The following is a 20975-nucleotide window of genomic DNA, read 5'->3' on the forward strand; positions in this document are numbered from 1 at the left end:
GCCGGCGCTCACAGCCGCACCCGCGGGTCGAGGTAGGCGTAGACGAGGTCGGCGAGCAGGCCGGCGACCACGACGACGATCCCGAACAGCAGCGTCAGCGCCTGCACGACGGGGTAGTCGCGGAATCTGACGGACGTGACCAGCAGAGAACCGAGGCCGGGGATCGCGAAGATCTGCTCGACGATCACCGTCGCGCTCAGCAGCACGCCAGCGAGTACGCCGAGGAGCGTGACGGTCGAGGTCGCCGAGTTGCGCAGCACGTGCTTGGCGAGGACCCGCGGCTCGCTCAGGCCGCGCGCCCGCGCCGCGCCGACGTACTCGCTCTGCAGCGTCTCGATCTCGCTGTCGCGCAGCAGCCGCAGCAGCAGCGGCGCGAGCCCGAGCCCGATCGTCAGCGCGGGCAGCGTCAAGCTGCGCAGGTGCTCGGAGAACGTGTCGCCGTAGCCCGACGTCGGGAAGACGCCGAGCTGCACGCTGAAGAGGTTGACGAGCAGCAGCGCGAGCCAGAACGACGGCATCACGAAGCCGACCGTCGACAGCAGGCGGATCAGCTGGTCGACCCAGCTGCGCCGCCGCACCGCGGCGATCGTCGCCAGCGGCACGGCGACGACGATCGCGATCAGCAGCGCGTAGCCGACGAGCAGGAAGCTCGGCTGCAGGCGCCGGCCGATCAGCTCGCCGACGTCCTCCTGCGAGCGGATCGACTCGCCGAAGTCGAACGTCAGCGCGCCGCTGATGAAGTGCCAGTACTGCTGCGGCAGCGACTGGTCGAGCCCGAGCTGGGCACGGAACGCCGCGATCTGCTCGGGCGTCCCGCGAATGCCGAGCTTGGCAGTCGCGGGGTCGCCCGGCACCAGGTGGATCAGCATGAACGCGGCGAAGCTGAGGCAGACGACGACCGGGACCATCTCGAGGACCCGGCCGGCGAGATATCGGCTCACGGCTGCTCCAGCCAGGCGCTTTCCAGCCGCCAGTAGCCGGTCAGCATGTAGTTGAAGTCACGCACCTCGTTCGCGACCGCGGCGCGGTTCGGCGTGTAGACGAGCGGCAGCGTCGGCAGCTCCTCCATCGAGGCGACGTGCATCTGCGCGAACAGCTCTCTGCGCTTCTGCTGGTCTGTCTCGACGACCGCTCTGCGCGCGTAGTCGCGCGCCTGCGCCGGTCTGGAGAACGTGAACAGGTTGCCCGTCGCGGGCGAGTTGAACTGCAGCTCGGCGAACTGGTCGTCGACCGGCACGTCGCTGGTGAAGGCGCCCGGGCGAACGAGGTTCAGCTCGTATCTGCCGCCGTAGAACTTCTCCGCGACGGTCGCCGCGTCGGCCTGGTCGCGCACGAGTCTGACGCCGATTCTGGCCCACGCCTGCTCGAGGATCTGCACGATCTGGCTCGCCGCCTGGTCGTCGGCGTTGATCTGGATCGTCGCGGTGAAGCCGTCCGGGACCGACGATCTCGTCAGCAGCTCTCTCGCTCTCTCGAGATCGTAGGGATAGGCTCTCGCCTGGTCGGTCCAGTACTCCAGCTTCGGGATGATCGTGTTCGCCTGCGGCGACTTGCCGTGGAAGACGACGTCGATGATCGACTCGACCGGCGTCGCGTACATCAGCGCCTGGCGGACCTCGCGCTCGTCGTACGGTCTTCTGGAGTTGTTGACCCAGATCGCGGTCGTGTCGGCGCCCGGTCCGATCAGCACTCTCGCCTTGCCCGCCTTGTCGATCGCGTCTATCTGCGCGAACGGCACGAAGTCGGCGACCTGCGCCTCGCCCGACTGCACGTTGAGCACGCGCGTGTTGTCGTCGGGCACCGAGGTCAGGACCGCCCCGTCGAGGTACGGCAGGCCTCTCTGCCAGTAGCTGTCGTTGCGCGTCAGCTCGATCGCCTGGTCGGGCTTCCAGCTTCTGACGACGAACGGGCCGCTGCCGATCGGTCTGCGGTTGAACCCTCTCTCGTCGGCGCGCACGAGTCTCTCCGGCACGACCGATGCGCCGGCGAACGACAGGTAGGAGAGCATCGCCGGCGTCGGCTGCTTCAGTCTCAGCACGACGGTCGACGGGTCCGGCGTCTCGATCGTCGCGATGCTGGCGTAGAGGTCGACGTAGAACGACCCTCTCGCGCGCACGCGGTCGAGCGAGTAGCGCACGTCGCCGGAGGTCACCGGCGCGCCGTCGGAGAACTTCGCGTCGCGCAATCTGAACGTGTAGGTCTTGCCGTCGGGGCTGACCTCCCAGCTCTCCGCCAGCCCGGGCTGCGGATCGATCGAGCCGGGCCGCAGCTCGGTCAGCTGGTCGAAGACCTGCATGACGACCTGGATCGTGTCGTTTCTCGGGTCGGTCAGCAGGTACAGCGGGCTGATGCCGGCGGGCGCGTCATCCTGGTTGACGCGCAGGATCCCGCCTCTGACGGGTCTGCCGCCGGTGTTGATGACCGCTCCCCAGCGACCCGAGTCGACGTTCGCCCCTCTGCTGGTGGCGTCGCCGGTGCTGCTGCTGTTGCCGCTGTCGCTGCTGCCGCAGGCGGCGAGGGTCGCCGCCATCAGGGCGACCGACGCGGCGGTCGCGAGGCCGCGGAACGGGCGGCGAGCGGTCTGTCGTCGAAGGTCCATGACTGCTCCTAGCGCGCGATGCGCAGGTCGTCGACGACGACCTGCTGGCCGTCGCTGAAGGTGAGCGAGACCGTCGCTCCCGGGGATCTGAAGCCGGTCCGCACCTGCAGCGGGCGGCCGGCGCCGCGCAGCCTGCCGCTGCGGGTCGTGGTGCCGTCGCTGATCGTGTACGTGCCGGGGCCTTCGAGCACGAGCGAGGAGAGCCCGACGCCTCTCAGCGGCGTGATCGTCCGCGGCCCGGCGTCGCCGCTGGAGAAGCGAGCGTGCGACGCGGTCGCGTAGCCGGGCGTGCCGTACGCCGCGACCCACTGTCCGCGGCCGAAGTCGAGCCCGGCGTGGACGCTGTCGACGAGGAACGAGTCGTCTCTGAGGTCCTCGAACGTCGGCACGTCGTCGAACGAGTAGCCGCCCGTCAGGAGGCGCTCGTAGCCGGGCTCGAGCCCCGCGCCCGCGACGATCTCCGCGCATGCCGCTCTCGCCGCGCAGTCGGCCGCCGGGTCGGGCTCGGCGAGTCTGTGGTTGTCGACCTCGACGTTCGTGACCGGCCCGTCGCAGACCCAGTAGATGTCCGGGAACCCGTATCTCCCATACTGCCCGTGCAGCCAGTTGCCGGTGCTTCTGATCTCGTTCAGGTACGGCAGCGCGCAGCCGCCGCCTCCGAACGCGAACCCGGTCGAGACGTTGCCGCGGCTCGTCGTGAAGTCGCTGCCGATGTCGGAGTAGAGGCCGAAGCCGATCGCGTCGCGGCGCGTGTCGCGCACGACGTTGCCCTCGACCAGCAGGCCGTTCTCGTACGACGTGCCCTGTCTGTAGACGCTGTAGATGCCGCCGCCGTCATTGCCGCGCCGCAGCACGTTCGCGACGTGGTTGTCGAGGATCCCGTTGCCCTCGGTCGCGCCGATGTCGTGCCAGGTGCCGCCGAGAGTGACACCGCTGTAGGCGGTGTTCGTGATCAGGTTGTTCCGCATCGTCGTGCGGATCGGGATGTTCAGGTAGATCCCTGACGAGCTGCCGTACTCGGCGCCGATCGTGTCGAGCACGTTGTTCGAGATCGTGTTGTCGACGGCGTCGCCCTCCAGCAGCGGGCCGTTGCGGCCGATCAGGATCGCGCCGGCGGAGACGTCGCGCACGACGTTGCCGTCGATCGTCGCGCGGGCGGTGCTCTGGATCCGCACGCCGATGCCGCCGAGCCGCTCCAGGCGGTTGCCCTCGACCCGCACGTCGTGCGCCTTGTCCAGCTCCAGCGCGCCGGGCGGGTACGCCTCGCCTCTGTTGAAGTTGCCGGGATCGAGCGCGTCCGGCGCGATCGCGTAGGCGTTGCCGATGATGTTGGGGTAGCCGTAGCCGCTGTCCGGACCGAGCCAGGTCGTCTCCGACAGCCGCAGGCCGCGGACGACGATGTCGTGCGCCGGCTCGGCGACGGTGCCGCCGATCCTGACGAGCGTCTCGCCGGTCGCCGCGACGAAGCTGCGACGACGCGGGTCCTCGCCGGGGCGGGCCGCGTAGTGGATCGCGTTGCCGTGTCTGCCGCGCTCGATCGTCCAGCGGCCGGGCCGCGTCTCGTCGGCGAGGAAGCTCGGGCTGTTCTCGCTCCAGCTCGGCGCTCTCAGCTTCTCTCTGCCGCCCGCGACGTCCGACGCGAAGACCGCGACGGAATTGTCGAAGCACGGCTGCGCGAGTCTGACGTCCGTCCCCGAGGCGTCGCCGCTGATGCCGGTGACGCGGCAGCGCGCCTCCGACCAGTCGAAGATGCCTGCGTCTCTGCTGCGCCAGACCAGCTCGACGTCGGTCGGCGCCGCCCACGACTGCGGCGCGGTGCTCGTCGTGCGGAAGCCGGTCGCGGTGCGATTGACCTCGCCCGGCAGCCCCGGAACGTGGACGGCGCGCCGCACGCGCACGCCTTCGGCGTAGAGCTGGCGCGTGTCGAGCGCGCCGACGTCGGCGCGCCAGATCCGCTTGGCCGGGTCGACGAGTCTCCAGTTGCGTACCGTGCGACCGCCGGACAGCACGGGCTCGGCGCCGGGCGCCGCCGCGTAGACGACGTCGTGGCCGTTGCGACCGGAGTCGGCGGCGCCGAGCACGAAGGTGCTCGACAGCTCGTAGGTCCCGCCGGCCAGCTCGACGCGCAGGTCGCCGCTCATCGCGGGAGCGGCGGCGCGGACCTGCTCGCGCGCCGTCTCCAGCTGACACGGGCGCCAGCGCGTGCACGCCTGCCCGCGCCCGTCCGGCGCCACGCTCCAGCTGCTGCGCTTGTGCTGGACACGGCCGTCGCGTTCGCCGGGGCCGTCGCCGTTCGCCGCGAGCGCGGTCCCGCCGCTCGCCGCGCAGGTCACCGCGGTCGCGAGGACGAGGACGCTCCTCCGACATGAATTCACCGGTCGCATTGCTCTCTCTTCCGTTAGGCACACTGATAACTGCGGCGTCACCTGTGCGGGTGACGCCCGGCGTTGCCACTCGCTCGGCGGCTGACGCTCAGTGTGGCGTCGAGCCTAACGAGGTGAGTGACGTGCGTCAAGCAGATTGGCGCCAATCTTTGGTCAGATCCCGGTCACTGGTCCCGACATCGCCAGAGATCCCCATATTCTGGCGCCAATCTTTCGCTTGCGTGGCTCAGCGTCTCGGCTCGCTCTCCCGCTCGACACGCCACGCGTGGGCGTCGGCAGGACGCACGACGCGGATGCCCTCGCCGATCGCGCGCACCTCGAAACGGTGTCTCCCGACCGCGAGGCCGGCGTAGCGCCGGTCGGCACCGCACGGCTCCCAGCGGCCACCGTCCAGCCGGCACTCGAACGCCGCGTTCGCGGGGATCGAGCGGAACGCGAATCTCGCCGTCCTCCGCGTCGTCACGGCCGGCGGCGCAGTGGTGATCTCGACCGCGGGATCGGTCGAGCGCGCGCCGAGCGTCCGGATCAGGTTGCGATAGAGGTCGAACGACGGCTTCGGCGTGTAGTCGTCTCTCAGCAGACCGAGCGCGACGAAGGGGTCGCCGAGGTCGCTGCGATCGTCGCGCAGACCCCACTGCTCGTACGCGCGGATGTTGTAGACGCCGCGGTAGTCGTGGACCGCCTTGATCAGCTGGCCGAGCGCCTCGACCTGCGCCTCGGCCGAGCGGTCGCCGCCGGTCCCGAAGCCGTTCTCGGTCACATGCAACGGCATCGAGTCGGGGAAGCCGGCGGCACGGATCAGGCAGTAGCGGGCGTTGCGCAGCGCTCTCGCCATCTCGGCGCGGTAGTCGAAGCCGGGCACGTACGGGCCGAACGCGCCGGGGTAGGCGTCGAGCCCGACGAAGTCGACAGCACGCCGGAAGTCGCGGTTGCCGACCCGCCGGATCTCGTCGAAGAACGAGCGGCCGCCGTCAGGCGCGATGCTCTCGGCGGCGTTGAAGCCGACCTTCGTGCGGTTGTTGCCCATCCGCCGCAGCTCGTCCTTCGCGGCGAGCACGCCGTCGACGATCGCCTCGACCGGCATCAGGCCCCACGGCGGCCCGAGCGGGACGTTCGCCTCCTCGCCGATCACGAACGTCGCCGCGTGCGGCGCCAGCTCGCGGACCTTGGCGCGCACGTACCGCACCCAGCCCGCACGGTCGCGGCTCTTGCTGTTGAACCACAGCACGACCTCGAGCCGCCGGGTAGCGGTCGTGTACTGCACCGGGTTCGCCGGGAAGTCGCCGATCGCCCCTCTGTCGCCGGCGTCGTTGAACCAGCTCGACGCCTTGACGATGAACGGCTTGCTGCCGCCCTGAAGCCGGTCGAGCGCCCGCTCGATCTTCGCCGGCCGGTCGGGGGCGCCAGCGCCCATGCCCAGCTCGGTCGCGTACGTCCCCGTGCCGATCACCGTCCCGAACACGAGCGGCGGAGCGGTGACGCCCCACCAGGGGTCCGGCGCGGCGGCCTGGTTGCAGACCGGCGCCGGCACTGCGAGCGCGGTGCTCGTCAGCGGGCCTATCGCGAGCGCGAGCAACGCGCCGCCGATCCCGAGCGCGGCGCGGCGCCGCGCGAGTCGGGGTCTCCTCATCTCATCCTCCTCCTCGCGAACCGGCGTCGGCCGGCAATCGCAGGATCCGTCGATTTCAGGATCCGTCTGATTTCATGATCTGAAATCATTTTCACGACCTGAAGCGGAGGGTAGTTCGCGGGTCTCGACGTGTCAAGCGCACGCGCTCGTCGCCCAACCGTCCTGGATTGCTGTCGCTCTACGACCACAATCCAGGACGACCGGCCCTCGTGTGAGCCTGCCAGCGCAGCCGACCTGCGCATACCCGATACTCCAGTACATGAGAGATCGTGCTCGCGTCCTGCGCGCGATCGCGCTGGGCGCTGCCGCCGCGGTGCTGGCGGTCGCAGTCCAGGCCGACGCGGCCGTGACGTTCGGCGCAGCCGCCGACTATCCCGTCGGCGACGCCCCGCGCAGCCTCGCGACGGGCGACCTCGACGGCGACGGAGCACCCGACCTCGTGACGGCGGACTCCGACGCGAGCAGCGTCTCCGTGCTGCTCGGCAGCGGATCCGGCGTCTTCGGCGCACGGACCGCGTACCCGGCCGGGTCCGTCCCGTTCGGCGTCGCGACGGGCGAGTTCGGCGGCGACGGCAGACTCGACGTCGTCGCGACCGACGCCGCTGGGAACACGCTCGGGCTGCTCGCCGGCGACGGCGCGGGAGCGCTCGCCGCGCCGACTCCGTTCATGGCCGGCGCCACCCCCGCCGGGGTCGCGACCGGCGACTTCGACGGCGACGGCGATCTCGACGCCGCGACAGCGAACTTCAGCGGCGCGAACGTGTCGGTGCTGCACGGCGACGGCGCCGGCGGCTTCGCCCCCGCGGTCGGCTACGAGGTCGGCTTCCAGCCGATCGCGATCGTCGCCGCGGACCTCGACGGCGACGACGATCTCGACCTCGCGGTCGCCAACCAGCTCACCGCGAACGTCTCGACCCTGCTCAACGACGGCAGCGGAACGTTCGCGAGACCCGTGCTCGCGTACCCCGCCGGGTTCACGCCGAGCGCGCTCGCCGCGGGCGACTTCGACGGCGACGGCGCGACCGACCTCGCGGTCGTCAACACTGCCTTCAGCAGACTCTCGATCCTGTCCGGCGAGGGCGACGGCGCCTTCGCGGCGCCCGTCGAGTACGAACCGGGCGCCGCCCCCGCCGGTGTCGCGAGCGCCGACTTCGACGGCGACGGGGACCTCGATCTCGCTGTCAGCCTCCAGCTGCCGGACGACAGCGCGGTCGTGATCCTCGAGAACGACGGGACTGGAGCGTTCACCCTCTCGCCCACGAGCCATCCGGTCGCGGCCGGCGCGGGCGCGATCGTCGCCCGCGACCTCAACGGCGACCGGCGCCCCGACGTCGCGGTCGCCGGCCAGGCCGCGAACGCCGTCTCGGTGCTGCTCAACAGCGGGCAGCCGGCGATCTCCGTCACTCCGGCCAGCCTCGACTTCGGCAGCGTCGCAGTCGGCCAGCCCAGCGCCTCCCGCACGGTGACCGTCACCAACCCGGCCGGCAACGCCGCGCTGCACGTCGACGCGCTGGAGCTGATCGGCGCCGCCGCCGGCGACTTCGCCGTCGCCGCGGAGGACTGCACCGGCGCCCCGCTGCTCGTCGGCGACGGCTGCACGATCGAGCTGCGTGCGACGCCGACCGCTTCCGGCGCGCGCGCCGCGACCCTGCAGCTCGCCGAGGACGCGCCCGGCGAGCCGGCGACCGTCGCGCTGGCCATCGCCGGCGTCGCGTCCGATCCGCCCGCGAGACCGGGAGCGGCATCGGCTGGGCCGGCCACACCAGCCGGGCCGCCGCCGTCCGCCCGCTCCCGTCTGCTGCTGAGCGACGTCTCCGGCTCGCCCTACTGCCTCGCGCAGGCGGGCAGACGACGTGCCGGCGCCGCCCGCGACATCACGATCTCGTACACGCTCAGCCACGCTGCGCAGATGACGTTCGCGCTCCAGCGGCGCGCCCGCCCACCGGCGCCGATCCGCACGGTCTGCCCGCGCCGGCCGACCGGCGGCAGAGCGCTCCCGGTCGCCTACGTCGACGTGACGACCGGGCAGCTGCTCGCGCCCGCGGCGAAAGCCCGCGCGGCCGCGGTCGCCGGACGTCCGGTCAGCGTCACGGTCGCGGCGAGCGCGGGCCACAACAGCTTCCCGCTCTCGCGGCTGCTCGCGGGCAGACGGCCGCGGCCCGGCTCGTACCGGGTCCTGCTGTCGGGCAGACGCGCCGACGGCGAGCGCTCGCGGCGCGCGGCGGTGAAGTTCCCCGTCCTGAGATAGGCGGGCTCACACCGCGATCGCTCTGCGGAACGCGCGGAGGCAGAGGCTCAGCGCGTCGTGCTTGGACGCCTCGTTGACGCGCGCGTGCTCCCACGCGGTGTAGAGCAGCGACCACATCGCCAGCTGGATCCACGCGGCCGGCTGCTCGGGGTCGATCGTCCCCTCGGCGTGGCCGCGGCCGATCGCGGCGAGGATCGCACGATCGGAGTCGGACTCCTCCTCCCAGGCCGGATCTTCCATCAGCCGCGGTTCGTTGAACAGCAGCATCAGCACGTCGCCGAGCTCGAACAGCTCCTGGCAGAGCCGTTCCAGCGCCTCCAGCGCCGGCCCCTCCTCCAGGCGGGCGCGCGCGATCGCGAGGTCGGCCCGCTCCAGCGCGTCGGCGGAGATCGCCTGCAGCAGGTCGCCGCGCTCGGGGAAGTAGCGGTGCAGGGTCGTCCGCCCGACGCCGGCCGCTCCGGCGATCTCGGCGAGCGGGGCGCCGAAGTCTCTCGACAGCACCCTGACCGCGGCGTCGAGGATCGCGCGGCGGGTGCGGGCCTGGACCGCCGTTCTGGATCTTGCGCCGGGGCTCATGCCCGGGAACGTACAGAAGCACGCCCACGTCAGGACGACACACTTCCCGAAATGGAACATGTATGCTCCATTTATGACTTCCGACGCTCCGTACTCCTCACGTGCCCGGATCCTCTGGTCGTTCGCCCGGCCGCACCGCGGGAAGCTGGCGCTCGGGCTCGTCCTCGGCTTGGTCGGCTCGGCGGGCGGCCTCGCGGCGCCGATGGTCACGAAGTGGGTGCTCGACGCGCTCGCGGCGTCGGACTCGCTCGCGTGGCCGGTCGCGGCGCTGCTCGGGCTGGCGGTCGTCGGCGCGGCGGTGTCGTGGTACCAGTGGACGCTGCTCGGCTCGCTCGGCGAGCGGGTCGTGCTCGACGCCCGCCGCGCGATCGTCACGCGCTACCTCGGCGCGACGGTGCCGGCGCTGACCGCGAGACCCAGCGGCGAGCTCGTCACGCGCGCGACCTCGGACACCGTGCTGCTGCGGGAGGCGGCCTCCTCCAGCGTCGTCGGCCTGATCAACGGGACCGTGATGCTGATCGGGACGCTCGTCCTGATGGGCGTGCTCGACCTGGTCCTGCTGGCGACCACAATCGGCGCCGTCGTGATCGTCGGCATCCTCTTCGCCCTGCTGATGCCGGGGATCGCCGTCGCGCAGGAGAGATCGCAGGAGCACATCGGCAGGCTCGGCGGGGTGCTCGAAGGCGCGGTCCGCGCGATCCGCACCGTCAAGGCCAGCCAGGCCGAGGAGCGGCTGTCGCGGCAGATCCTCACGGAGGCGGAGGCGTCAGCCGAGCACAGCATCAGAGCGGTGCGCCGCGAGGCGCTCGCATGGAGCATCGCGTGGACCGGTGTGCAGCTCGCGATCGTCCTGATCCTCAGCATCGGCGCCTGGCGCGTCAGCGAGGGCCAGCTCGAGGTCTCCAGCCTGATCGCGTTCCTGCTCTACGCCTTCGGCCTGATGGAGCCGATCTCGGAGCTGACCGAGGAGACCACGACGCTGCAGGCCGGGATCGCCGCGGCGGGACGGATCCGCGAGGTCGAGCAGCTGGAGCTGGAGCGCGACGAGCGCGTCGCGCGGCCCGAGCTGGCCGTCTCGCCGACGAGATCCGGCGCGAGTGCGCCGCCGATCCTCGAGCTGCGCGACGTCAGCGCCGCCTACGGACCCGGGCTGCCGCGCGCGGTCGACCGCGTCAGCCTGACGATCCCGCGCCGCGGCCACGTCGCGATCGTCGGCCCGTCCGGCGCCGGCAAGACGACACTGCTGTCGCTGCTGCTGCGCTTCCTCGAACCGCAGGGCGGCGAGCTGCGGCTCGCCGGCACGCCCTACTCGGCGTTGACGCACGCGCAGGTGCGCGAGCGGTTCGCCTACGTCGAGCAGGACACCCCGGTCGTCCCCGGCACGATCGGCGACAACCTCCGCTTCAGCCACCCGCAGGCGGACGAGGACGAGCTGCGGCGCGTGCTCGCCGCCGTGCGGCTCGACGACCCGGCGAGCGGCATCGCCGGCCGGCTCGACGAGCCGCTCGCGAACGGCTCGGTCTCCGGCGGCCAGCGTCAACGGATCGCGCTCGCGCGCGCGATCCTGCGCAACCCCGAGGTGCTGCTGCTCGACGAGGCGACCGCGCAGCTCGACGGCCTCACCGAGGCGTCGATCCACGCCAGCGTCCGGCGGCAGGCCGAGCAGGGCGCCGTCGTGACCGTCGCCCACCGGCTCTCGACCGTCGTCGACGCCGATGTGATCGTCGTGATGGAGGCCGGCCGGATCCGGACGCGCGGCACCCACTCCGAGCTGCTCGCGCGCGACCCGCTCTATCAGCGGCTCGTGGAGGCGCTGCGACTCGACCGCCCGGCTCAGGAGCCGGCGAGCGCGCCCGCCACCTCCTGAGCCTGCTCCCGGATCGCCGCGCCGCTGCCGAGGTCGAAGACGTGCAGCGCGGCGGGGTCGACCGCCAGCCGCACGCGCTCGCCCTCGGCGGCGCCGGTCGCGCTGCCGACGCTCGCGATCATGCGGCAGCCGGCGCCGTCCCCGCCCGCCGTCTCCTCGCCGGCCTCGTCGGCCGCCGCGCGCGTGTCGTCGGTCACGACCTGGCGCCCACCGACGACGAAGTGCAGGTGCGTCGTGCGACCGAGCAGCTCGCGCAGCTCGACCGTCGCCTCCAGCTCGCACGCGTCGGCGACGGCCGTCTCGCCGGCGCCGACGAGGTCCTCGGGCCGGATCCCGAGCGCGACGCGACGGCCGGCGTACGCGTGCAGCGCCGGCCGCTCCGCCAGCACCCGCCGCGGCAGCTCCAGCCGGTGCTCGCCGAAGGAGAGCGCGAGCCCGTCGCCCGCGCGCTCCAGCGACGCCTCGACGAGGTTCATCGTCGGCGAGCCCATGAACGCCGCGACGAACAGGTTGCACGGCCGCTCGAACAGCTCCTGCGGAGGCCCGAGCTGCTGGATCCGGCCGTGGTTCATCACCGCCACCACGTCACCCAGCGTCATCGCCTCGGTCTGGTCGTGCGTCACGTAGACGGTCGTGACGCCGAGGTCGCGCTGCAGCCGCGCGATCTCCGCGCGCATGTGCCCGCGCAGCTTCGCGTCGAGGTTCGACAACGGCTCGTCCATCAGGAACGCGCGCGGCTGGCGCACGATCGCGCGGCCCATCGCGACGCGCTGGCGCTGCCCGCCCGACAGCGCCCGCGGCTTCTTCTCCAGCAGCTCGACCAGCCCGAGCACCCCGGCGGCCCGCCGCACCGCGGCGGTGGCCTCGGCCTTCGAGGCGCCGCGGCGGCGCAGCCCGAACGCCATGTTGTCGGCGACCGACATGTGCGGGTAGAGCGCGTAGCTCTGGAACACCATCGCGATGTCGCGTCTGCTCGGCGGCACGTCGTTGACGGCCTCGCCGCCGACGCGGATCTCGCCGTCGCTGATCCGCTCCAGCCCGGCGATCATCCGCAGCAGCGTCGTCTTGCCGCAGCCTGAGGGGCCGACGAGCACGACGAAGCTGCCGTCGGCGATCTCCAGGCTCACCTCGGAGACCGCTTGCGTGCCGTCCGCGTAGACCTTCGTGACGCGGTCGACGTCGATCTCAGCCATCCGTTCTCACCCTTTCACCGCGCCCGCGAGCGCGCCGCTGACGAAGTAGCGCTGGAACACCAGGTAGACGAGCAGCGACGGGATCATCGCGACCGTCGCGCCGGCCATCACGGGGCCGACCTGCGTCGTCAGCTGCGCGCTGAACAGCTGCAGCCCGACGCCGACGGTCAGCAGCTCGTTGGAGCGCAGGAAGACGCTCGCGAGCAGGTACTCGTTCCACGCGGTGATGAAGCAGAGGATCCCGATGCTGACGAGGCCCGGCGCGGCCAGCGGTGCGACGACGCGCACGAGCGTCTGCACGCGCGAGCAGCCGTCCATCCACGCCGCCTCCTCCAGGTCGACCGGGATCGAGTCGAAGAAGCTGCGCGCGATCCAGGTCGAGAACGGCAGCAGGAACGCGCCGTAGATGATGATCAGCCCGAGGTAGGAGTCGATCAGCGCGAACCGTCTCATCACGAGGAAGAGCGGCAGCAGCGTCAGCACGATCGGCACCATCTGGACGGCGAGCAGCAGCCGCGACCAGCCCTCCAGGCCGCGCTGTCTGAAGCGCGACAGCGCGTAGCCGCCGAAGATCGCCGCCGTGACGGCGATCAGCGTTCCGCAGCCGGCGACGACGAAGCTGTTGACCATCCAGGTGCCGAGCGACGAGTCGCGCACGATCTCGAAGTTGTCGAGCGTCAGCCCGGACGGCAGCAGCTCGTGGGAGGCCATGTCGGCCTCGTTCTTGAACGCGTTCAGCACGACGACGAGGACCGGCAGGTTGACCAGCGCGACCGCGAGGTACAGCAGCAGCCGGCCGGCGCGTTCGGCGATCGGATGCTCGCTCATGTCTCGTTCACCCGCCGCAGCAGCCGCAGCAGCACCACGCTGAGGACGAGCAGCAGCACGAGCGCGACGACGCCCATCGCGGCCGCGAGGCCGACGTCGTTGCCGAAGAACGCCTCGTAGTAGCCGAGCACGACGAGGTTGTACGTCGCATTGGAGGGTCCGCCTCTCGTCAGCAGGAAGATCGACTCGAAGTCGTTGAACGACCAGATCGCGACGAGCAGGCTGCTCACGATCGAGACCGGCGCGAGCTGCGGCAGCGTGATCCGCCGGAACGCCGAGAAGCCGGTCGAGCCGTCGAGCGCCGCCGCCTCGTACAGCTCGTCCGAGACGCCCTGGCGCGCCGCGAACAGCGTCAGGAAGACGAACGGGAACGTCCGCCAGATCCGCAGCAGGATCACCATCACGCTCGCCCAGAACGGGTCCGACAGAAACGCGACCGGATCGATCCCGACCACGCCGAGCGCCTGGTTGACGAGGCTGCCGTCGTCGTTGACCATCCAGCGCCAGGCGATCACCGCGACGACCGGCGGCACGACCCACGGCGTCAGCAGGCCCATCCGCAGCAGCCAACGGCCGCGTCTGACGCGGTGCACGGCGAGCGCGAAGCCGAGCCCGAGCGCGTAGGAGCCCGCGACCGTCAGCACGGTGAAGATCGCGCTGAAGCGCAGCGCGCCGGGAAACAGCGACCCGTCCTCGAACAGGCCGCTGTAGTTGTCGATCCCGGCGAACCCGCCGACCTCGATGAACGAGCCCTGCTTGAAGCTCAGGACGATCGCGTACAGCAGCGGGTACAGCGTGATCAGGCCGAGGATCGCCGCCGACGGGAGCAGGAAGCCCCACGGCAGCAGCTGCTCGCGGCGCGCCCTCACGCTCTCAGCTGCGACAGCGCGTCCTGCGCGGTCTGCAGCGATTCGTCGATCGGCTTCAGCGACAGGACGTCCTGCACGAGCGTCGGCATGAACGCCTGCCCCTCGACCTGGTTGAGCGTCGGCAGGGCGTACTCGCAGGGCGTCGACATGATCTTGCCGACCGGCACCCACTCGTCGAGCACCTTTCTGTAGCGCGGGTCCTGCAGCGTTCTGATCTCGTCGTAGAACGGCGTGCGCACCGGCAGCTGCGTCGTGCCGCCTCTGGACCACAGCGGCTGCTCGTTGCTCAGCCACCAGTTCATGAACTCGGTCGCCCCGGGCTTGTCCTCGCTGGTGCGGTACTGCCACATCGCGAGGTACCAGAGGAGCGTGCCCTTGTCGCCGTGGAAGCCCTCGTACGGCGAGGCGATGTCGATGTCGGCGCCGTTGGGCAACGAGTTGAACAGCGCCGGCTCGGTTATCGCCATCGCGATGTCGCCGCGCGTCATCGCGGCCGAGACGTCGGTCTGGTCCCAGCCGACCGCGGCCTTCGGGATCGAGCCGTCGCGGACCATGTCCTGCACGAGCTGGCACGCCTCGCGGTTGCGATCGGTCACCAGCGCCGGCCCGCACTTCGCGTCGTAGAGGCCGCCGCCGTTGTTGACCATCAGCGACAGCAGCATCTGCCAGCCGAGCGCGCCCTGGCCGCAGAAGCCCATCCCGTAGCGCCCGCCGCCGGTCAGTCTTCTGGCGGCGGCGCGCAGCTCGTCGAACGATCTCGGCTGTGTCACACCCGCGGCACCGAACAGCTTTCTGTTGCAGCTGAGCGTGCGCAGCGTCATCCCCCAGGGCAGGCCCGTCTGCTCGCCGTCCTCCGTCGCCTGCGCCGTGATCGACTGCGGGATCACCTGGTCGTAGGTGCCGTCTCTTCTCCACTGCGCGACGGCGTCGTTCATCGGCTCGATCGCCTGCTCGAACTGGAACGCCTGATAGGTCGCGCCGGTGCTGACGTCCGGCGTGGTGCCGCTGGCGACGGCGGTCGAGAAGACCTCGTAGAAGCTCGCCCACGGGATCAGGCGGTACTTGACCTGGAGGTCGGGGTTCGCTCTGTTCCACTCGGCGACGAGCGCGCGCGCCGTCGGCTCGTATCTGTCGAGGCCCCACAGCATGTCCCAGAACTCGATCGTCGCCGCGCCGCCGGAGCCGCCGCCTCCGCCGGAGGAGCCGCACGCCGCCAGCAGCGGCGCGCCGGTCAGCGCGGCGCCGGCCGCTCCGGCCGCCTTCAGCAGGCTGCGGCGCGACAGCGGTGTGCTCAGCGCGAGCGATCCCCGCGCGGGATGGGTCTGACGCATCTTCTCTCTCCTTCTCAGCGCGAGACGCGCAGGTCGTCGACGACGACCTGCTGGCCATCGCTGAACGTGAGCGAGACCTTCGCCCCGGTCGTTCTGAAGCCGGTCTGGACGCGCACCGGACGTCCCGGCCCGCGCAGCGTGCCGCTGCGGGTGCTCGTGCCGTCGCTGATCGTGTAGGTGCCGGAGCCTTCGAGCACCAGCGACGAGAGCACGACGCCTCTCACCGGCGCGATCGTGCGCGGCCCGGCGTCCGCGGTCGCGAAGCGGGCGTGCGACGTCGTCGCATAGCCCGGCGTGCCGTAGGCGGCGATCCACTGCCCCCAGCCGAAGTCGAGCCCGGCGTGGACGCTGTCGACGTCGAACGAGTCGGCGTTGACGTCCTCGAACGTCGGCACGTCGTCGAACGAGTAGGTCCCGGTCAGGCGGTCCTCGTAGCCGGCCTGGAGCCCCGCGTTCGCGACGATCGCCGCGCACGCCGGTCTCGCCGCACAGTCCGCCGCCGGATCGGCCGCGTCGAGGCTGTGGTTGTCGACCTCGACGTTCGTGACCGGCCCGTCGCAGACCCACCACACGTCCGGCACGCCGGGAAGTCTCCCGCGCAGCCAGTTGCCGGTGCTTCTGATCTCGTTCAGGTACGGCTGCGCGCAGCCGCCGCCGGCTATCAGGAAGTTGTAGGAGACGTTGTCGCGGCTGGTCGAGTAGTCGCTGCCGATGTCGTTGTAGAGCCCGAAGCCGAGCGCCCCGGGGCGCATGTCGCGCACGACGTTGCCGGCCACCAGCAGCCCGTTGTCCCACGACGTGCCCTGCGGGTAGACGGTGTAGATGCCGCCGCCGTCGCTGGCGCGCCGCAGCACGTTGGCGACGTAGTTGTCGACGTATCTGTTGCCTTCGGTCGTGCCCGAGCCGTTCCACGAGCCGCGCATCGTCACGCCGCTGTAGCCGGTGTTCGAGATGAAGTTGTTGCGCAGCGTCGTGCGGCGCGGGACGTTGAGGAAGACGCCAGGCGAGGCGCCGTACTCGGCGCCGACGCCGTCGATCGCATTGTTCGAGATCACGTTGTCCTCGACCTCGCCCTCGAGGTCGGGCCCGAGCCGGCCGATCAGGACGCCGCCGGCGGACAGGTCGCGCAGCACGTTGCCGTCGACCGTCGCGCGACTCGTGCTCTGGATCCGCACGCCGATCGCGCCGAGCCGCTCGAAGCGGTTGCCCTCGACGCGGACGTCGTGCGTCTTGTCCAGCTCCAGCGCGCCCGGCGGGAATGCCTCGCCGCGGTAGGTCTCGGGGCTGAGCGCGTCGGGTCTGATCGCGTAGGCGTTCGCGAACAGGTTCGGGAAGCCCATGCCGGTGTCCGGTCCGAGCCAGGTCGACTCCGAGAAGCGCAGCCCGCGCACGACGATGTCGTGCGCCGGCTCGGCGACCGTTCCGCCGATCCGCACGAGCGTCTCCCCGGTCGCCGCGACGAAGCGGCGACGACGCGGATCCTCGCCCGGCCGCGCGCGATAGTGCATCGCGTTGCCCGCTGCCGTGCGTTCGATCGCCCAGCGGGCAGGCCGCGTGTCGTCGGCCAGGAACGTGGAGCTGTTCTCGCTCCAGCTCGGGGCGCCGAGCACCTCGCCGCCGCCGGCGACGTTGGAGGCGTAGATCCCGACCGCGTTGTCGAGGCACGGCTGCGCGATGCTGACGTCGGTCCCCGTGCCGGCCGCGTCGGCGCTCATGCCGGTCACGCGGCAGCGCGCCTCGACCCACTCGAAGGCGCCCGCGCCTCTCGCCCGCCAGACCATCTCGACGTCGGTCGGGGCAGCCCACGTGCGCGGCTCGGCGCTCGTCGTGTGCAGCCCGGTCGCGGTGCGTCTCACGTCGCCGGGCAGCCCCGGGACGTGGACCGCGCGCCGCAGGCGGACGTCGTCGGCGTAGAGCTGACGCGTGTCGAGCCGGCCGACCGCCGCTCGCCAGATCCGCCTCGCCGGGTCGACCAGTCTCCAGCCGCGCACCTCGCGGCCACCCGTCAGGACCGGCTCGGCGCCCGGCGCCGCCGCGTAGACGACGTCATGGCCGTTGCGACCCGAATCGGCCGCGCCAAGGACGAACGTGCTCGACAGCTCGTAGCGTCCGCCGGCCAGCTCGACGCGCAGGTCGCGCGTCATCGCCGGGGCGGCGGCGCGCACCTGCTCGCGGGCCGTCTCCAGCCGGCACGGACGCCAACGCATGCACGACTGCCCGCGCCCGTCCGGCGCCACGTTCCAGGTGCTGCGCTGGTGCGGGCCATGGCCGTCGCCGGCCGGCGCGTCGCCGGCGGCGTACGCGGTCTCGCCGCTCGCCGCGCAGGTCGCAGCGATCGCGGCGAGCAGCACGCTCCGCCGCCATGAATTCAAGGCGCTCATCGATCTCTCCCGATCGGCCACTCACGGTTACGGCGTCACCGTGGGGTAACGCCCAGCGCGCGTCACTCTCCTCGGTGACCGACGCGCGATGGTGACGGCGAGCCTAGCCAGCGCGCCGACCGTCGTCAAGTCGATTGGCGCCAATATCTGGAAAGTACACCGGAACACCAGCGATCTCTCGCCTGATCCTCCCATTCTGGCGCCAATCTGACCGACCGATGAGTCTGCGTCGCCAATCGAGTCCCTGCTTCCGACCAACCCCACCCTCCCCCACCACAGAGGACCGATGACCTCCAACTCCACCGCTCCCGTCACCACCGGCACGCTTCAGGTGCCCGGCGCCCTCCTGCACTACGAGCTGCGCGGGACGGGGCCGCTCGTCGTGCTCGTCGGCGCCCCGATGAACGCCACGTCCTTCGCGCCGCTCGCCGACCTGCTCGCCGCCGACCACACCGTTCTCACGACCGACCCGCGGGGCATCAACCGCAGCACGGTCGACGACCCCGAGCAGGACTCGACGCCAGAGCTGCGCGCTGAGGACCTCTCGCGCCTGATCGCCCACGTCGGCGGCGGCCCGGCGACGGTGCTCGGCTCCAGCGGCGGCGCGATCAGCGCGCTCGCGCTCGTGCAGGCCCATCCCGAGCAGGTCCGCACCGTCGTCGCGCACGAGCCGCCGCTCGACGAGCTGCTCGACGACCGCGAGCAGGTCCAGGCGCAGACCGACGAGATCATCGCCACCCACGCCGCGGGCGACCACGTGGGCGCGTGGCGGAAGTTCCTCGCGCAGGCGAGCATCGAACTGCCCCCGGGCGTCGTCGAGCAGGCGTTCGGCGACGACCGCGACCCGCAGAAGCTCGCCGACGAGCGCTTCTGGTTCGCGCGCGAGCTGCGCGCGACCGTCCGCTGGCGGCCCGACCTCGCAGCGCTGCGGGCGGCGCCGACGCGGATCGTCGTCGGCATCGGCGACGAGTCGGCCGGACAGAGCTGCGACCGCACCTCGCGCGCGCTCGCCGCCGAGCTGGGGCTCCAGCCCGTGCTGTTCCCCGGCGACCACACCGGGTTCGTCGACGACCCCGAGCGGTTCGCCGTGCGGCTGCGCGCGGTCCTCGGCGAGAGCTGAGCGAGATCGCCGCCGGGTCACGGTCGTGCTCGGCGGCGAGCCGCTCCACCTCACGCGGGAACAAGTTGAACGAGTGTTACATTTGTTTCCCCGTCCTCGCGACCCCGGAAACGCAGATGACCAACCCGTACGGCGAGCTGTTCAAGACCCCAGGCGCACTCGCCTTCTCCGCCGCGGGCTTCGTCGCGCGCATGCCGATCTCGATGATCGGCATCGGGCTGATCACGATGCTGTCCCAGGAGCACGGCGGGTTCGGCACGGCCGGCGCGATCGCCGCGACGTTCACGCTCTCGACGGCACTGCTCGGGCCGCTCGTCTCGCGGCTCGTCGACCGCTTCGGGCAGGGAAGGGTGCTGCTGCCGGCCGCGGGCATCAGCGTGATCGCGCTCGGCGCTCTGCTGCTGTGCGCCCGCTGGGGCGCGCCGACGTGGACGCTGTTCGTCTTCGCCGCGCTCGCCGGCACGCTGCCGAACATGTCCGCGATGGTGCGCGCGCGCTGGGCGCACGCGCAGCGCGGCTCCTCGCGACTGCACACCGCCTTCTCGCTGGAGTCGGTCGTCGACGAGCTGACCTTCGTCGTCGGTCCGGCGCTGGCCGTCACGCTGTCGACCTCGCTGTTCGCCGAGGCGGGGCCGCTCGTCGCCGCCGCGCTGCTGACGATCGGCGTGCTGCTTTTCGTGCCGCAGAAGCGGACCGAGCCGCCGATCGTGCGGGATGCAGCCGCGCGGGCCGGCACCTCCGCGATCCGGATCGGCGCGCTGCGGCCGCTCGCGCTGATGCTGCTCGCCGGCGGCACGATCGTCGGCACGATCGACGTCGTCAGCATCGCGTTCGCCGAGCAGCAGGGCAGCACCGCCAGCGCCGGGATCGTCGTCGCGCTCTACGCGGTCGGCTCCGGTCTCGCCGGACTGGCGTTCGGAGTGCTCAGACCGACCGTGCCGCAGCCGCTGCTGCTCGTGCTCGGCGCCGCGGGCACCGCGCTGACGACGCTGCCGCTGCTCGTCGTCGACGGCATCGCAGCGCTCGCCGCGACGGTCTTCGTCGCCGGCCTCTTCTTCGCGCCGACGATGATCGTGACGATGGGCCTCGTCGAGCGGATCGTGCCCGCCGGCCAGCTGACCGAGGGCATGACATGGGTGATCGCCGGCCTCCTCGTCGGCGTCGCGCTCGGCGCGAGCGTCTCCGGCGCGATCGTCGACGCGCACGGCCCGATCGGCGGCTTCGTCGTCGCGATCGCCGCCGGCGCGGCGATGCTGCTCATCGCGCTCGCGAGCTGCCGGCCGCTGCTGCGCGCGACCGGCGCCGGTGACGCCGCCGAGCACGTCGGCGCGACGGGTAGGGTGGCGCAGGCCTGCGCGGGCGACCAGTGACCGACGACGAGTGACCGAGCCGACGACCGACGGGCGCCTCGCCAAGGGCGAGCGCCGCAAGCAGGAGCTGATCGAGGCGACGCTGCGGGTCGTCGCGCGCGACGGGGTCGCGGGCGTCAGCCATCGCGCGGTTGCCGCTGAGGCAGACCTGCCGCCGACCGCCGCCGCCTACCACTTCAAGCGCATCGACGACCTGCTCACGGGCGCGCTGACGCTGTGCATGGACGAGGCCGCCGAGCGAATGCGCAGACTGGCCGCCGCGACCGACGGCAGCCTCGACGACCTCCGCGCGATGGCGCGCCTGATGGCGAGAGTCGCCCGCGACCCCGCGATGCTCCGCGCCGAGTACGAGCTGTTTCTGCTCGCCGCGCGCCGCCCCGAGCTGCGCCCTCCCGCGCAGCGCTGGCTGACGGCGCTCGCCGACTTCGCCCGCTGCTACACCAGCTCGCCGGTGCGCGTCCAGGTCCTGCTCGGCACGGTCGACGGCCTGCTCTTGCAGGCGCTGCTGACCGACCGGCCGCCGAGCGCCGACGACTACGAGGCGGTCCTGCGCGAGGTGCTGCGACCGGACCATTGAGC

The 20975-nt window shown here is 71.7% G+C and carries 15 protein-coding genes; 5 read left to right on the forward strand and 10 right to left on the reverse strand.

The features are described 5' to 3' along the window. Positions 1–8 precede the first annotated feature (8 nt). From CWOE_RS25520 to CWOE_RS25535, 4 genes are all read right to left on the reverse strand, one after another. Positions 9–941 (reverse strand): ABC transporter permease, encoded by a 933-nt coding sequence (locus tag CWOE_RS25520; protein ID WP_012936547.1) that lies wholly within the window; start codon positions 939–941, stop codon positions 9–11. Further along, the gene (locus tag CWOE_RS25525) at positions 938–2599 is read right to left on the reverse strand and encodes an ABC transporter substrate-binding protein (RefSeq protein ID WP_012936548.1); all 1662 of its coding nucleotides are present in this window, start codon (positions 2597–2599) and stop codon (positions 938–940) included. Before CWOE_RS25525 ends, CWOE_RS25520 begins: the two co-directional genes overlap by 4 nt. An 8-nt stretch (positions 2600–2607) precedes the next feature. Beyond that, a complete protein-coding gene (locus CWOE_RS25530) occupies positions 2608–4932 on the reverse strand; it encodes a right-handed parallel beta-helix repeat-containing protein (protein ID WP_041730956.1) in 2325 nt (774 codons plus the stop codon). Between the two features lie 277 nt (positions 4933–5209). Then, positions 5210–6613 carry a glycoside hydrolase family protein gene (locus CWOE_RS25535; RefSeq protein ID WP_012936550.1) on the reverse strand — a complete coding sequence of 468 codons (1404 nt, stop codon included), beginning with the start codon at positions 6611–6613 and terminating at the stop codon, positions 5210–5212. Between the two features lie 259 nt (positions 6614–6872). Here CWOE_RS25535 and CWOE_RS31485 point away from each other — a divergent pair, with 259 nt between their 5' ends. Next, positions 6873–8861: an FG-GAP-like repeat-containing protein gene (locus tag CWOE_RS31485; protein WP_012936551.1), complete on the forward strand. Its 1989-nt coding sequence runs from the start codon at positions 6873–6875 to the stop codon at positions 8859–8861. 6 nt (positions 8862–8867) lie between these two features. Here the strand turns inward: CWOE_RS31485 and CWOE_RS25545 are convergent, their stop codons facing one another. Then, a complete protein-coding gene (locus tag CWOE_RS25545) occupies positions 8868–9437 on the reverse strand; it encodes a TetR/AcrR family transcriptional regulator (RefSeq protein WP_041730958.1) in 570 nt (189 codons plus the stop codon). A gap of 73 nt (positions 9438–9510) precedes the next feature. On the opposite strand from CWOE_RS25545, the gene CWOE_RS25550 reads away from it, so the two are divergent. After that, positions 9511–11304, forward strand: a complete 1794-nt coding sequence (locus CWOE_RS25550; protein ID WP_012936553.1) for an ABC transporter ATP-binding protein — start codon at positions 9511–9513, stop codon at positions 11302–11304. Here the strand turns inward: CWOE_RS25550 and CWOE_RS25555 are convergent. The 5 genes from CWOE_RS25555 to CWOE_RS25575 are packed head-to-tail and all read right to left on the reverse strand — an operon-like array spanning position 11271 to position 17906. Continuing rightward, complete coding sequence (locus tag CWOE_RS25555) at positions 11271–12497, reverse strand: ABC transporter ATP-binding protein (protein WP_012936554.1); 1227 nt, start codon at positions 12495–12497, stop codon at positions 11271–11273. The genes CWOE_RS25550 and CWOE_RS25555 overlap by 34 nt on opposite strands. A 6-nt stretch (positions 12498–12503) precedes the next feature. After that, positions 12504–13325 (reverse strand): carbohydrate ABC transporter permease, encoded by an 822-nt coding sequence (locus tag CWOE_RS25560; protein ID WP_012936555.1) that lies wholly within the window; start codon positions 13323–13325, stop codon positions 12504–12506. Beyond that, the gene (locus tag CWOE_RS33685) at positions 13322–14194 is read right to left on the reverse strand and encodes a carbohydrate ABC transporter permease (protein WP_012936556.1); all 873 of its coding nucleotides are present in this window, start codon (positions 14192–14194) and stop codon (positions 13322–13324) included. The genes CWOE_RS25560 and CWOE_RS33685 overlap by 4 nt, the downstream gene beginning before the upstream one ends. Continuing rightward, a complete protein-coding gene (locus CWOE_RS25570; RefSeq protein WP_012936557.1) occupies positions 14191–15525 on the reverse strand; it encodes an ABC transporter substrate-binding protein in 1335 nt (444 codons plus the stop codon). Before CWOE_RS25570 ends, CWOE_RS33685 begins: the two co-directional genes overlap by 4 nt. A 14-nt stretch (positions 15526–15539) precedes the next feature. Then, entirely contained in the window at positions 15540–17906 is a 2367-nt protein-coding gene (locus CWOE_RS25575; protein WP_012936558.1) for a right-handed parallel beta-helix repeat-containing protein, read from the reverse strand. Between the two features lie 286 nt (positions 17907–18192). Here CWOE_RS25575 and CWOE_RS25580 point away from each other — a divergent pair, with 286 nt between their 5' ends. From CWOE_RS25580 to CWOE_RS25590, 3 genes are all read left to right on the forward strand, one after another. Beyond that, positions 18193–19026, forward strand: a complete 834-nt coding sequence (locus tag CWOE_RS25580; protein WP_012936559.1) for an alpha/beta fold hydrolase — start codon at positions 18193–18195, stop codon at positions 19024–19026. Positions 19027–19142: 116 nt separating this feature from the next. After that, a complete protein-coding gene (locus CWOE_RS25585; protein WP_012936560.1) occupies positions 19143–20396 on the forward strand; it encodes an MFS transporter in 1254 nt (417 codons plus the stop codon). A gap of 10 nt (positions 20397–20406) precedes the next feature. Continuing rightward, positions 20407–20973, forward strand: coding sequence for a TetR/AcrR family transcriptional regulator (locus CWOE_RS25590; protein ID WP_012936561.1), 567 nt, complete (start codon positions 20407–20409; stop codon positions 20971–20973). Positions 20974–20975 lie beyond the last annotated feature (2 nt).

It is taken from the genome of Conexibacter woesei DSM 14684, assembly GCF_000025265.1.
GTDB lineage: Bacteria > Actinomycetota > Thermoleophilia > Solirubrobacterales > Solirubrobacteraceae > Conexibacter > Conexibacter woesei.